The sequence below is a fragment of the Streptomyces cynarae genome, from assembly GCF_025642135.1.
GTDB classification, from domain to species: domain Bacteria; phylum Actinomycetota; class Actinomycetes; order Streptomycetales; family Streptomycetaceae; genus Streptomyces; species Streptomyces cynarae.
The window spans coordinates 3133453-3146769 of record NZ_CP106793.1 but is presented as its reverse complement, the minus strand read 5'-3'; the positions used below and the strand labels follow the sequence as shown (position 1 = coordinate 3146769).

At 71.8% G+C, this 13317-nt stretch carries 9 protein-coding genes and 2 pseudogenes; 5 read left to right on the top strand and 6 right to left on the bottom strand.

Annotated elements, in window-relative coordinates; all coding sequences use genetic code 11:
* Window positions 1–22: 22 nt before the first annotated feature.
* Complete coding sequence (locus tag N8I84_RS14645) at window positions 23–988, bottom strand: antibiotic biosynthesis monooxygenase (RefSeq protein ID WP_263229946.1); 966 nt, start codon at window positions 986–988, stop codon at window positions 23–25.
* Window positions 989–1087: 99 nt separating this feature from the next.
* Between N8I84_RS14645 and N8I84_RS14640 the strand changes: the two genes are divergently transcribed.
* From N8I84_RS14640 to N8I84_RS14625, 4 genes are all read left to right on the top strand, one after another.
* The gene (locus tag N8I84_RS14640) at window positions 1088–1654 is read left to right on the top strand and encodes a nucleoside deaminase (RefSeq protein WP_263234762.1); all 567 of its coding nucleotides are present in this window, start codon (window positions 1088–1090) and stop codon (window positions 1652–1654) included.
* A 203-nt stretch (window positions 1655–1857) separates the two neighbouring features.
* A complete protein-coding gene (gene ettA, locus N8I84_RS14635; protein ID WP_263229945.1) occupies window positions 1858–3522 on the top strand; it encodes an energy-dependent translational throttle protein EttA in 1665 nt (554 codons plus the stop codon).
* Between the two features lie 2 nt (window positions 3523–3524).
* Window positions 3525–3935, top strand: a complete 411-nt coding sequence (locus tag N8I84_RS14630; protein WP_263229944.1) for an acyl-CoA thioesterase — start codon at window positions 3525–3527, stop codon at window positions 3933–3935.
* Window positions 3932–4618, top strand: a complete 687-nt coding sequence (locus tag N8I84_RS14625) for a hypothetical protein (protein ID WP_263229943.1) — start codon at window positions 3932–3934, stop codon at window positions 4616–4618. The genes N8I84_RS14630 and N8I84_RS14625 overlap by 4 nt, the downstream gene beginning before the upstream one ends.
* A 38-nt stretch (window positions 4619–4656) precedes the next feature.
* Here the strand turns inward: N8I84_RS14625 and N8I84_RS14620 are convergent, their stop codons facing one another.
* Entirely contained in the window at window positions 4657–5070 is a 414-nt protein-coding gene (locus N8I84_RS14620) for a globin (protein ID WP_263229942.1), read from the bottom strand.
* A 119-nt stretch (window positions 5071–5189) separates the two neighbouring features.
* On the opposite strand from N8I84_RS14620, the gene N8I84_RS14615 reads away from it, so the two are divergent.
* Window positions 5190–6170 carry a methyltransferase domain-containing protein gene (locus N8I84_RS14615; RefSeq protein WP_263229941.1) on the top strand — a complete coding sequence of 327 codons (981 nt, stop codon included), beginning with the start codon at window positions 5190–5192 and terminating at the stop codon, window positions 6168–6170.
* Window positions 6171–6190: 20 nt separating this feature from the next.
* Here N8I84_RS14615 and N8I84_RS14610 read toward each other — a convergent pair.
* The 4 genes and pseudogenes from N8I84_RS14610 to N8I84_RS14590 all read right to left on the bottom strand — a co-directional run bounded on the left by N8I84_RS14610 (window position 6191) and on the right by N8I84_RS14590 (window position 13314).
* Window positions 6191–7545, bottom strand: a pseudogene (locus tag N8I84_RS14610) (FHA domain-containing protein).
* 82 nt (window positions 7546–7627) lie between these two features.
* The gene (locus tag N8I84_RS14605) at window positions 7628–9010 is read right to left on the bottom strand and encodes a vWA domain-containing protein (RefSeq protein WP_263229940.1); all 1383 of its coding nucleotides are present in this window, start codon (window positions 9008–9010) and stop codon (window positions 7628–7630) included.
* 183 nt (window positions 9011–9193) lie between these two features.
* The gene (locus N8I84_RS14600; RefSeq protein WP_263229939.1) at window positions 9194–10594 is read right to left on the bottom strand and encodes a PP2C family serine/threonine-protein phosphatase; all 1401 of its coding nucleotides are present in this window, start codon (window positions 10592–10594) and stop codon (window positions 9194–9196) included.
* Between the two features lie 3 nt (window positions 10595–10597).
* Window positions 10598–13314: pseudogene (locus N8I84_RS14590) on the bottom strand (tetratricopeptide repeat protein).
* Between the last annotated feature and the right edge of the window lie 3 nt (window positions 13315–13317).

Genomic DNA, 13317 nt, shown 5'->3' with positions numbered 1-13317 from the left:
CTGTGCTCCTCACCTCGGCCCGTCAAGTGGTGAAGCCGAAAACAGCGAGGAGCCCCGCGTAGCACGCCGTCACCATGGCGGCGCCCGCGAGCTCGACGCGTCGCGACCGCAGCCGGTCGGGCGCCAGCCAGAAGGTCAGGGCGCGGTTCACCAACGGCATCAGAACCCAGGTCAGAATCGCGACGCTCAACACGTTTCCGATGAACAGGCCGAGGTACCCCGGAACGCCGGCATCGGTGAGGGCACGGCCCACGCTGAGGTTGAGCACCACGACGGTGGGATAGAGCGCGAGGAGAACGGACATGGCCTGCTTCCAGTTGGGAGGGGCGCCTGCCTCCTCCCTGCCGCCGAAACGGAACCAGCCGCTGAAGGCCGACGCGATCTCGCGCACATCGAAGTCGGCGAAGTAGTCGCGTCCCTCGTCCAGCAGTTTCCCGCGGACGTCCGACTCGAGCCACTGGTCGAGGTGTTCACGGGTGTCGAACCGGAACATGACGACCCAGCGATCCTGGATCCCCTCGACGGGCGCGAAGAGTTCGGACCCTTTGAAGCCCCGGTACTTCTGCTGAGTCTTCAGGACCTTGTCCTGCCAGCGCAGGAAGTCCCGTTCACGGCCAGGCCTCACGTCGTGGGAGACGACCGCCGTCACGGCTTCCCGAGCCGGTCGCCCTCCGCTGAGGACCTGCTGGGAGGACTCCCCCTCGAACAAGTCGCGGCCGTCATGCAGAAGTTCCCGGCGCGTCGCAGACTCGAGCCAGGCGCTCAACTGGTCGACGCCCGAGAAGCGGAACACCACGACCCACTGGTTGTCCTCGGCGGATTCGGGCGGGTACAGCTCCGTTCCCTCGAACCCGTCGAAGTCCCGTACGGCCCGATTCACCCGCTCCTGCCAGCGCTTGTAGTCCTCCTCGCGACCGAGGACGACCCTTTGCGTGATCACCACGGTCGCTCCGGCCCCACCAGGGGCGCGGTTTGCGCTGGCGTTCATACGGAGTAGCGTAATCTGAAAGGGATTTAAGGGGCAAATCGGTGGAATGCGAATACCGTTGAATGTCGAGCCGTGAAATGGCGGGAAGCGGAGGTCGTCATGGGGCACAAGGAGTTCCTGGCGGAGGCGGTACGGCTGGCCACGGAATCGGTCGAGCATGGATGGGGTGGCCCGTTCGGCGCCGTCATCACCAGGGACGGCGAGATCGTCGCCCGGGGGCAGAACCGCGTGCTCCTGACCGGCGACCCCACCGCACACGCCGAGGTGGAGACCATCCGCAAGGCGGCCCAGCTCCTTAACCCCCAGGCGCCCACCATCTCGGAAGAGCACCAGAACGAGGGCACCCTGCAATATGTGCCGCGTCCCGAAGGCTCCCCCGACCCGGTACCCGAGCGCGCCCGGATGCTCCAGGGCTGTTCGATCTACATCAGCGGCGCACCGTGTCCGATGTGCATGAGCGCCATCTATTGGTCGCGTATCGACAACGTCTACTTCAGCTGCGACCTGGACGCCACCCGGAACATCGGCTTCGACGACGCCTTCCAGTACGAGGACTTCCAGAAACCGCTGGACCAGCGCCGGATCCACATCGAGCAGATCCACCCCGAGCTGGGCGCGACGGCATACGAGGCCTGGGAGACGAAGCCGGACCGGCACCCCTACTGAACCGTGCGGATGACGCACAGCCACAGCGAGCGCACGTAAGGTGACCGAGCTGTGTGGTCGGCGACAGTCGAGCCCACTGCGGCGAGGGGAGAAACCGCAGGTCGGAGGGGCCCGCTCATACTGGTTTCCGCTCCGGGGCGGCCGTCGGGCAAGATGGGGTGTATCTGCCCACTGCCAGATTTCAAGCTGCCGGACGGTTTCTCTTGGCTGAGTTCATTTACACCATGCGCAAGGCGCGCAAGGCGCACGGCGACAAGGTGATTCTCGACGACGTCACCCTGAACTTCTTGCCGGGTGCCAAGATCGGCGTCGTCGGTCCGAACGGTGCCGGTAAGTCGACCGTGCTGAAGATCATGGCGGGGCTGGAGCAGCCGTCGAACGGTGACGCGTTCCTCACGCCCGGCTACAGCGTCGGCATCCTGCTCCAGGAGCCTCCGCTGAACGAGGAGAAGACCGTCCTGGAGAACGTCCAGGAGGGTGTTGCCGAGATCAAGGGCAAGCTCGACCGGTTCAACGAGATCGCCGAGCAGATGGCGGTCGAGTACACCGACGCGCTGATGGAGGAGATGGGCAAGCTCCAGGAGGACCTCGACCACGCCAACGCGTGGGACCTGGACTCCCAGCTGGAGCAGGCCATGGACGCCCTGGGCTGCCCGCCCGGCGACTGGCCCGTCACCAACCTCTCCGGTGGTGAGAAGCGCCGCGTCGCGCTCTGCAAGCTCCTCCTCGAGCAGCCCGACCTGCTGCTCCTCGACGAGCCCACCAACCACCTCGACGCCGAGTCCGTGAACTGGCTGGAGCAGCACCTGGCCAAGTACGAGGGCACCGTCGTGGCGATCACCCACGACCGGTACTTCCTCGACAACGTCGCCGAGTGGATCCTCGAGCTGGACCGCGGCCGCGCCTACCCCTACCAGGGCAACTACTCCACCTACCTGGAGACCAAGGCCACCCGCCTCAAGGTCGAGGGCCAGAAGGACGCCAAGCGGCAGAAGCGCCTGAAGGAAGAGCTCGAGTGGGTGCGGTCGAACGCCAAGGGGCGCCAGGCCAAGTCCAAGGCGCGGCTGGCCCGCTACGAGGAGATGGCCGCCGAGGCCGAGAAGATGCGGAAGCTGGACTTCGAGGAGATCCAGATCCCGCCGGGCCCGCGCCTGGGCAACGTCGTGGTCGAGGTCGACGACCTGCACAAGGCCTTCGGGGAGAAGATCCTCGTGGACGGGCTTTCGTTCACGCTGCCCCGTAACGGCATCGTGGGTGTCATCGGCCCGAACGGCGCCGGCAAGACCACCCTCTTCAAGATGATCCAGGGCCTGGAAACGCCGGACTCCGGTGACATCAAGGTCGGCGAGACCGTCAAGATCTCGTACGTCGACCAGACCCGCGCCAACATCGACCCGAAGAAGACGCTGTGGGAGGTCGTCTCCGACGGCCTGGACTACATCAACGTCGGCCAGGTCGAGATGCCGAGCCGGGCCTACGTGTCCGCCTTCGGCTTCAAGGGCCCGGACCAGCAGAAGCCCGCGGGTGTCCTCTCCGGCGGTGAGCGCAACCGCCTCAACCTCGCGCTCACCCTGAAGCAGGGCGGCAACCTGCTGCTCCTCGACGAGCCGACCAACGACCTCGACGTGGAGACGCTGTCGTCGCTCGAGAACGCGCTGCTCGAGTTCCCCGGCTGCGCCGTCGTCGTCTCCCACGACCGCTGGTTCCTCGACCGTGTGGCCACCCACATCCTCGCCTACGAGGGCGAGTCCAAGTGGTTCTGGTTCGAGGGCAACTTCGAGTCGTACGAGAAGAACAAGATCGAGCGGCTCGGCCCGGACGCGGCCCGGCCGCACCGTGCCACCTACCGGAAGCTGACCCGGGGCTGATCTTGCGCCACATCTACCGCTGCCCGCTGCGCTGGGCGGACATGGACGCATACGGCCACGTCAACAACGCGGTGTTCCTCAGCTACCTGGAGGAAGCCCGGATCGACTTCCTGAGCCGCCCGGACAAGCAGTTCAGGCAGGGATCCGTGGTGGCACGCCATGAGATCGACTACAAGCGGCAGCTCGTCCACCGGCCCGAGCCGGTGGACATCGAGCTGTGGGTGACGGAGATCAAGGCGGCGTCCTTCACGGTCGCCTACGAGGTCAAGGACGGCGACCAGGTCTGCGTCCGGGCCTCGACGGTGGTCGTGCCGTTCGACTTCGAGGCACAGCGGCCCCGCCGGATCACGGCGGAGGAGCGCGCGTTCCTCGAGGACTACCGGGACGACGAGGAGGAGGCCGTCGCCGCATGACGGTGCTCCACCTCGCCGACGACGGGGAGGCGGCGGACCTCGCCGCCTTCCTGGCCCGGCTGCTCCACTACGACCGCGGCGCCGCGGTACGTCTCCAGGCGACCGGGACGACGCTGGCGGTCTTCGGGCGGCCGCCGTCGTTCGAGGTGCTCGCGGTCCGCGCGGTGCGGCTCGCCAAGCCGTACGAGGACGGGCTGGAGCTCCAGCTCGATGTGACCGTGTCGGCGGGTGAACTCCTGGAGTCCGTCGACGAGTCGGCGGCCACGGCAGCGGTGCCCGCCGCCGTCACCGGACCGCCCTGGGCGGGCGTCCTGCCGCCGCGCGCCGGCTGGCGGCCCGAGCCCGGGCTCGGGGCGCCCCACGCGCTGCGGGCGACCGTGGCGGCGGCGGTGGCCGAGTTCAGGTCCCGCACGGAGGAGCTGCCGGCCGAGCGGCGCACCCGTGCCGAACTCGACCGGATCGGCCGTGAGATCTGGTCCCGCACGGTGGGGGACACCGGGCTGCCGGTGCGGGCCGTGCACGCGGCGCAGTCGCTCGGCTTCCTGCGCCCGGCCCCGCAGGCGTCCACCGAGGAACCGGTCGCGCTGCTCTCCTCCGGCGCGTGGCTGCGGCTGCGCACGCCGTACGGGTCGATCGCCGTGCGCAGAGCAGGACTCGGCGCGCTGAACGTCAGCGTCCGCTGACCTTCGGCGGAGCCTGACCCCAAGGCTCACCCCAGGGCTCACCCCGGGGTGTTCACCATCGTCGCGGCGGCGTACGTCAGGTAGTTCCACAGCGTGGTCTCGTGCTCCTCGGAGAGGCCGAGTTCCTCCACCGCGACCCGCATGTGCTTCAGCCAGGCGTCGTGCGCGGCCTGGTCCACGGCGAACGGGGCGTGGCGCATGCGCAGACGGGGATGCCCGCGCTGCTCGCTGTACGTCGTCGGGCCGCCCCAGTACTGGATCAGGAACAGAACGAGGCGCTCTTCCGCCGGGCCCAGGTCCTCTTCGGGGTACATGGGCCGCAGGACCGGATCCTCGGCGACTCCCTCGTAGAAACGGTGGACCAGGCGGCGGAAGGTCTCCTCACCGCCGACCTGCTCGTAGAAGGTCTGCTCCTGAAGCGTGCCGCGCCGAATCTCTTTCACATGCTCCATGGTCTCAGACACGCCGACCGAGGACGCAAGGCTTAGGACCAGGGGGCCAGAGGGACGGATTCCGGATCCGGCGCGCGGCGTGCTCGCCCCGGGACTGTGTGCCGCAGCACAGTGGAGGTATGGCCACGCACGCTCTCGACCAGGATCTGGAGAACCTCGCCGCGTCCGCACGGGCGGAACTCGTGCGGGAGATCGACGCGAGCGGCGCCTGGAGCGCGGATCCCGTGTGGCGGGAGGCGTTCGAGGCGGTGCCGCGCCACCTCTTCGTGCCGTACTACTACATCGGCGTCAGGGGCGGCTACGAGCGCCGATGGTGCGGCGACCCCGACCCGGAGCACAGGGAACAGTGGCTGCGCGGCGCGTACACCGACACCCCGCTGGCCACCCGTGTGCGCGACGGCGAGCTGCTCTCCTCCAGCAGCCAGCCCTCCCTGATGGCGGAGATGCTGACCGAGCTGGGGGTCGAGGACGGGAACGCCGTACTGGAGATCGGCGCCGGCACCGGCTACAACGCGGCCCTGCTCGCCCACCGCCTCGGCGACGACCGGGTCACCACCATCGACCTGGACCCGGAGATCACCGAGTCCGCCCGGCAGCACCTGGCGGCCGCGGGATACCACCCGGCCGTGGTCACGGGCGACGGCGCGCGCGGCGTACCGGAACGCGGCCCCTTCGACCGGGTCATCGCGACCTGCTCGCTGAGTTCGATCCCGGGCGCCTGGCTCGCGCAGTGCGGTCCGGGCGCCCGCATCCTCACGCCGTTCGCGACGGGGCTGATCGCCCTGCGGGTGCGGGACGCGGGGCACGCCGAGGGGCGTTTCCTGCGTACGCCCGCCTTCTTCGTGCCGTTGCGCGGGGGCACCCGCACCGAACCGGAGCCGCGGGATCTGGGCGGGCTGCCGCAGCGGGCGCGCGGCGACGACCGGTTCCGGTTCCTGCTGGCCCTGACGCGGGGCAGCCTAGACCCGTACGAGGCCTACACGCTGTGGGAGCGCGAGGGACAGCCCGGGCGGGAGCGGTACGGCATCACTGTCGACGGCGACCGCTCCTGGGCGTGGCTGGACGATCCGGAGGGGCCGTACGCCTGGCCCCTCCCCTGATCGTCCGTTCCGTCAGCCCCTCAGCCCCGGCGGATGGTGATCGTCGTCCAGGCGCCCACGTGCACCCGGTCCCCGTCCTGCAGGGGCACCGGCACGAAGGGCTGGATGGGCTCCTCGGAGCCGTTGACCGTGGTGCCGTTGGTGGAGTTCTGGTCGACGACCGCCCAGGACCCGTCCGGCTGCTGCACCAGTACCGCGTGCTGGTGCGAGACGCCCGGGTCCTCCGGCGGCACCGACAGGTCGATGTCGGGGGTGTCGCCGGTGGAGTGGCGGCGGCGGCCGATGCTGACCTGGTTGCCGGTGAGCGTGCGCTGCTGTTCCGGGGAGTACGCGGGCAGGTTGAGGCCCGCGGCCTCCGGGCCGGAGCGCTGCATCATCGCCATGAAGTACTCGCGGTCCGGGCCGATGGTCGCGGTCCAGGTCGCGGGCTGCTGCTCGTACGGGCGCGGCGGGGCCTGGGTGGCGCCGGGCTGCGGGTAACCGTAGGCACCGCCCTGACCGCCACCGGGGCCGCCGGGACCGCCCGGCGCCGGGGCGGACGACGGCGGTGAGATCACCCAGTCGTCGTCACCGCCGCCGAAGGACGGACCGCCCGACTGCGGCGGGGCGGGCGGCGGGAAGCCCTGGGTCGGCGGCGGGGGAGGCGGCGGACCGGGCCGCTGGAAGGCGGAGGGCGGTGCGCCCTGCGGGAAGCCCGACGGGACACCCGGAGCCGTGGCCTGCGGACCGGACGCGCCGGGACCACCCGGGCCACCGGGACCACCATGACCGCCCGGGCCACCGGGCGTGGGGCCGGGCGGCGGCGGAACCGGACGCGACGGATCGGCACCGAAGCCGGGCGGACCGGACGGACCGGCGGGACCGGCCGGGCGTGAGGCGTCCGGGCCGAACCGCGTCGGCCCGGACGGCTCGCTGCCGAACGGCGACGGCGGAATCGGTTCCGCAGGCCGGTTGACCTGCGACGGCCGGGACCTCTCGTAGTCGTACGAGTCCGGGCCGGGCCCGGCCGGTCCGCCCTGCTGGAAGTGCGGCGGCAGACCCGGCGCCGGCGTGCGCGGGGCGGCGGGGGTGTACGAGGTCGCCGTGTTGGTCAGGAAGTTCCACCGGCACTCCTCGCAGAACGGGGCGCCGCCCTCGCGGGGCGTACGGCACTGCGGGCACAGCTCCGGCTCGGAATCCGGTACGGCGGACAGCGGGCGTCCCCCGGGCGGCCGCCCGCGCCCGGAGGCGGCGGGGGCGAACCCGGCGGCGGGTAGCCGTAACCGGCGGCGGGCGGCGGTGGAGGCGGCGGGGGTACGGCACCGGCCATACGGTGACCGCAGACCTCGCACCAGTCGTCGGAACCCGACTGGTGTCCGTTCGGGCAGGTCGGCATGTCGGCGCGTCCCCCTCTCCTTCTTCCGGTCACCGGGACCGGCGTGGTTCTCCAACCCCTGGGGGTCGGGCTGGCTGTTATGTCACTTCTTTACACGAACAGTCTTTGTGGACCGTGTCTCGAGTGTCATCTCGTCGGCCTCCGCGACCTTCGCCTTCAGTCGCACAGTACCTGTCGCGGCATCGACCACGTCCACCACCTTCGCAAGCAGTTTCGCAGTATCCGCGTTCCCTGAGGCATTCGCGAGCTGAACGGCGCGGCCCAGTTTGGCCGTTGCGCCATCGAAATCGCCCTCTTTGCGCAGATCCAGCCCCTGCTGGATGACTTGGGCGAGTTCGGCCTGCCCTGTGTAGTGGGCGACCTGGGGGTTGATGGACGTGGACGCCGCCATGTCGTCGGTCCACACGGCGCGTACGAGCCCCTGGACGCCCAGGCTCTGGGCACTTCCTCCCCCACTCCCGGCTCCGCTCGAGCGTGAGGCACCCCCGGCCTCGGGTATGACCAAGGACACGCGCGCGGCCAGCATCTCCTGGCCGATGTTCGCCGCCGGGACCTGGACGCAGACGTGGTAGTCGCGGGACTCGTCGCCCCAGGAGCCGGTGGGGTAGTCCCCGGCGCGCGGACCCGCCTCGACCCGACGGGCGGTCAGGTCCTCGACGGTGGGCGCCACCTGCTTGACGAATTTGATCTCCGTGCCGACGGGTGTCCACAGCCGCAGCGCGACGTCCGCGACCTCCTTGCCCATGGCCGTCTCCATCATCTGTGTGAAGTCGGCGGCGAGGGCGGCCGGATCGGCGACGATGTCGGCGGTGCCGAGCAGCGCGGAGGCGATCCCGGTGACCTCCTTGACCTCCCAGTCGGTGCCCACACCCCGCGCGTCGCAGGTGAACCGGCCGGCGCAGGCGTCCAGCGTGGCCTTCAGCGCTCCGGGGGACTCGTGCTCGTTGCGGCCGTCGGTGAGCAGGATGCCGTGGCGTATGGAGACGTCCGCCGAGGACAGCAGCCGGTCCGCGAGCCGCAGCCAGGTGCCGATCGCGGTGCCGCCGCCCGCGCTCAGCCGGCGCAGCGCCTGCTTGGCCTGGCCGCGGGTGGTCGCGTCGGCGACCGCGAGCCGCCCGCCGCCCGGGTAGACCTCCTTGGCCACATGGGTGCCGCCGATCACCGCGAAGTGCACACCGTCGCGCAGGGTGTCGATGGCGGCGGCGGTCGCCTCGCGCGCGTTGCGCATCTTGGTCGGCGGATAGTCCATCGACCCGGAGCAGTCGACCATGATCGCCACGGCCGCGTCCGGGCCCTGCCCCGGCGCGTAGAGGTGGGGCGCCCTGACGGCGCTTCCGATCGTGCCGCCGCCGGTCGCCGTCACCGTGACGATGGCGTTGACCTCGCGGCCCCCCTCCGGCAGGTACTCGTTCTGGTAGACGTCCACCGAGAACTGCGGCACGCTCGACTTCGAGAAATTGGCCATGGCCGTATCGGATCCCCCTTGAGAAAACCCACCGCGGTGGGTGACGACTGGTGGCGGACCGGTCCCCTCCGGTCCTGCGTCCTGTCGTCGAACCCCCACGACAGGACTCGGGGCCTCTCGGGCCGGCCCCCGCCGGCCCCGGGCGCGTCCGGGGGCACCCTCACGGTGCCCCCGGCAGACCTCTCAGGCGGATCCTGCCCCCTGCGGCAGGGCAGGGAACGGGAGGACCGCCACTGTTACGTTGTCGTGCCCACCGCCGTCCAGGGCGTGGCCCAGCAGTACCCGGGCGGCGTGCAGCGGACGGAGCCCGGCGTCGAGCGGCACCACCTCGGCCATCTCCTCGGCGGCCTCCGCGTAGTTCCACAGCCCGTCGGTGCACACCACCACGACACCCGGCCGGTCCGGTTTGAACGACGCCGTGTGCGGGTCCAGTTCGTAGGCGTCCGCGCCGAGCCAGCCCGTGATCGCGTGGGCACGCTCGTCGGCGTACGCCTCGGCCTCGCTCATCAGGCCCGCGGCGACCATCTGCGCGGCCCAGGAGTCGTCCTCGGTGAGCCGGGCCGGCGGCGCGGTGCGGTCCACCGGGACCCAGTAGGCGCGGCTGTCGCCGACCCAGCCGACGACGAGCAGACTCGCGGTGACGACGGCGCCGACCAGGGTGCACGCGGGCGCGTTCTGGTGCGGGGCGTGCTCCTGGGCCGTCTCCGGCTCGGCGGCCAGGGAGTTGACGGCGTGCGAGGCGGCGATGATCGCGTCGTGCATGGCCTGCTGCGGGTGCGTGCCGCGCGGCAGGGCGTCGAGGAGCGCTTCGCTCGCCGCCCGGGAGGCGGCCAGAGAGGCGTCGTCGGGGCGGGTCGCCGAGGACACGCCGTCGCAGACGATCGCGACCACCGCGGGCGAGCCGTCGGGCAGCGCGGTGGAGGAGACCGCGAACGCGTCCTCGTTGCGGTGGTGGCGCAGGCCGCGGTCGCTGACCGCCGCGACCGCTCCCAACTCCTGTTCCAGGTGGTCGCGTTCGCGCGGCTGGGCGTGGCCGCAGTTCTCGCAGTAGCCGTCGCTGTCCACGGTGCCCGCGCGGCAGGCCACGCAGACCTTCGTGCCGGCGGGAGGCGTGGACGGCACGGTGGTGCGCGGGTCGACCGGCTGGGACGGGGGCCGCCCCTGCTCATGGGGGTCCCCCCGCTCGAGCGAAGCCGAGAGTGGGGGAGGAGCCGAGTGCTCGGGGGAGGCGAGGTGGTAGTCGTCGGGTTCCGCGGGACGGTCGAACCGCACGCCCCTCCCGGCGGGCGTGCCGGGAGGCTCCGCGCCGCCCGGGTCCGTGCCCGGCAGGTCGGTCGGCAGGTGCACCGGGGCGGGCGCCTGCGGGCCGCCCGTCGGCGGGGCAGGCGGCCAGTCCACCGAGGGCGCCTCCGAAGAGGGCCGCGGCACCGTGCCGTTCATGGTCAGCGTCGGGGGGTCGGACGGCGGAGCGGGCACCACCGACAGGTCGTACCCGCAGGCGCCGCAGTAGAGGTCGCCCGGCTCCAGGGGCTCCTCACAGCTGGGGCACCGCGAAAGCGCCGTCGACCGGGGCATCTGCGACATCGATCACACCCACGTCCGGGGGCGGTAACGGTTTGCACGTTCCACCAGGTCGATCCTCTCCTCGCCGCCCTGTGCGAGCCTGGCCAGCGTCCGGTACGAGCGCTCCAGGCCGAAGCGCAGGCCGCGCTCGTCCAGGTCGCTGCCGAGCAGCGCCCGCCCGTCGGCCGCGGGCGGCGCGGAGCCCTGGCCACCGGAGAGTACCCAGTCCAGCGCACAGCCCAGGACCTCTGTGGACAACTGCTCGCGCCGCACGGCGTCCAGACCGTACGCCTCCAGCGCCTGCACTTGTCCCGCGGCGGCCACCAGGTCGTCCAGGAAGGCCGGGTCCGGTCCCCGGCCGGTGCGCTGCCGCAGCCGCGCCCGGACGGCGGCGACGCGGGCGGCGGTGTAGTGGATGGACGCCTCCGGCACGGACTCCAGGGTACGCACGGCACCCTGGCGGTCACCGGCGGCGAACTGGACGCGGGCCAGACCGAACGCCGCGCTGACGTAGCTCGGGTCGGTCGTCCATACGAGGCGGTAGTACTCGGCGGCGTTGTCGAGCTGGCCGAGGACCTCCGCGCACAGGCCGAGGGCCAGCTTGGGCGCGGGCTCGCCGGGGAAGGCGTCGTAGACCGCGTCGAAGGAGAGCGCGGCGGCCTCGTGGTCGCCCGTGACGAGCGCGGTGACACCGCGGTACCACACGACCCGCCAGTCGTCGGCGTGGTCCGTCTCCAGGGCCGCGAGGGCCTGCCCGGCACCCGCCGTCTCACCCATCTCCAGCCGGGCGCGCAGCTCGCGCAGCCTCAGCTCCGGGGAGGCGGTGGGTGCGCTGCGCAGAGCGACGATCAGCTCGGCGGGCGCGGAGGCGATGAGACCAGCCAGGAAACCGGCGTTGGGGTCGCCGGGGTCGACATGCGGGACGGGCAGCGCGAGTGCGGCGGCAGGGGCGTCGACCGGCTTGACGACGGCGGGGGCGCCGACGGCGGCCGTGCCACCCGTGCCCCCGGCCGCCCCCGGACCGGTACCGGCGGCGGGGGAGCCGGAGACGGCGGGAGGGGCGGCGGGGGCAGGGGCCACGACGGCAGAGGCGGACGCGGCACGCACGGTGCCGGAGCCCGCCGTTTCCGGCGTGGCGGGCAGCGCACCCCCGGTTCCGGAGCCCGCGGTTCCCGGCGTGGCGGGCAGCGCACCCCCGGCCGCCCGGCGCAGGCGGCGCGCGGCACCACCCGTGCCCCCAGCCGCGACACCTCCCCGGCCTGCCTCGGGAACAACTCCGTGTCCGTGACCTTGAGTTCCGGACCGAACAGCGTCGACAGCGCGGGCCTCGGACGGCCCGTCCGAAGCGCGACGACCTCCCGCAGCACGCCCGTCAGCTGCTCCGACATCTCCTGCGCGGACGCGAACCGGCGCGCGGGGTCGGGGTCGGTGGCGCGGACCAGCAGCCGGTAGAAGGACTCGTACCGGCGGAAGACCTCGATGGTGTCCGGGTCGGGCAGGGAGTCGGCGTAGGCGTTCGTGTAGCCCTGGAAGTCGAAGGTGAGCACCGCCAGGGTGCGCGCGACCGTGTACAGGTCGGAGGCCACCGACGGGCCGACGTCCGCGACCTCGGGAGCCTGGTAGCCGACCGTGCCGTAGATGGCCGACTCGTCGTCGTCCATCCTGCGCACCGCGCCCATGTCGATCAGCTTGAGCTGGTCCTCGGTCTGGATGGCGTTGTCGACCTTGAAGTCGCAGTACAGCAGGTTCCGGCTGTGCAGATGGCCGAGCGCCTCCAGCGCCTCGATGCCGTACGCGCACGCCTGTTCCACCGGCAGCGGATCGCGTCGCCCGTCCGGTGCGCGACGCTCGTTGGCGATCTCCTTCAGCGACTTGCCGCCGACGTACTCCATGACGATGTAGCCGTCGAGCGAGCCCGTGCGCTGGTCCAGGTGCTCGACGAAGTTGTAGATCCGCACGATGTTGGCGTGCTCGATCTCCGCCAGGAAGCGCCGCTCGGAGATCGCCGCGGCCATCGCGTCCTGGTCGCCGGTGTCCAGCAGGCCCTTGAGGACCACCCAGCGGTCGGAGACGGCGCGGTCCACCGCCAGGTAGATCCAGCCGAGCCCGCCGTGCGCCAGGCAGCCCACGACCTCGTACTGGCCGTGCACGATGTCTCCGGCCTTCAGCTTCGGGACGAACGAATAGGGGTGGCCGCACTTGGTGCAGAACCCCTCCGTGCGTCCGGGCCGGTCGCCGCGCGCCCGCCCCACCGGGGCCCCGCAGTCGGAGCGCGAGCAGAACCGCTTGCGTTCGGGCACCTCCGCGCGCTCCAGCACCATGGCCCGCGGGTCGGGCCGCGGCACCGCCGGGACCTGCACCAGGCCCAGGCCGAGCCGGCTGCGACCCGAACTCCCACCGGTGGAACCGGAGCTGCGCACCGACACCGAGCGGCCGGTGGACTTCCCGGACAGCCGGCCCGACACCGACCGCCGCGACTGTGACGACCGCCGCGACTGTGACGACCGCCGGGACTGCGACGACCGCGACGACGTTCCCGAACCGGGCCGCGCACCGCCGGTCCCCGAACCTTGGGAGCCCTTGCCGTCCGCGGTGCCCCCCGCGGGCGGCGAGCCCTCCGCGCCCTTCGCCGAGACGACCGGCGCGAGCCCGCACGTGTCGCAGTACAGCTCGCCGCCGCCCACGTCCTCGTACGACCCCTCGCAGCCGGGCCGCTGGCACGCCCGCCCCGCCTGGCTCATGCC

Coding starts and splice junctions, on each gene's coding strand:
- N8I84_RS14645 (WP_263229946.1), bottom strand. CDS start 988: ATGAACGCCAGCGCAAACCGCGCCCCTGGTGGGGCCGGAGCGACCGTG.
- N8I84_RS14640 (WP_263234762.1), top strand. CDS start 1,088: ATGGGGCACAAGGAGTTCCTGGCGGAGGCGGTACGGCTGGCCACGGAA.
- N8I84_RS14625 (WP_263229943.1), top strand. CDS start 3,932: ATGACGGTGCTCCACCTCGCCGACGACGGGGAGGCGGCGGACCTCGCC.
- N8I84_RS14620 (WP_263229942.1), bottom strand. CDS start 5,070: ATGGAGCATGTGAAAGAGATTCGGCGCGGCACGCTTCAGGAGCAGACC.
- N8I84_RS14615 (WP_263229941.1), top strand. CDS start 5,190: ATGGCCACGCACGCTCTCGACCAGGATCTGGAGAACCTCGCCGCGTCC.
- N8I84_RS14605 (WP_263229940.1), bottom strand. CDS start 9,010: ATGGCCAATTTCTCGAAGTCGAGCGTGCCGCAGTTCTCGGTGGACGTC.
- N8I84_RS14600 (WP_263229939.1), bottom strand. CDS start 10,594: ATGTCGCAGATGCCCCGGTCGACGGCGCTTTCGCGGTGCCCCAGCTGT.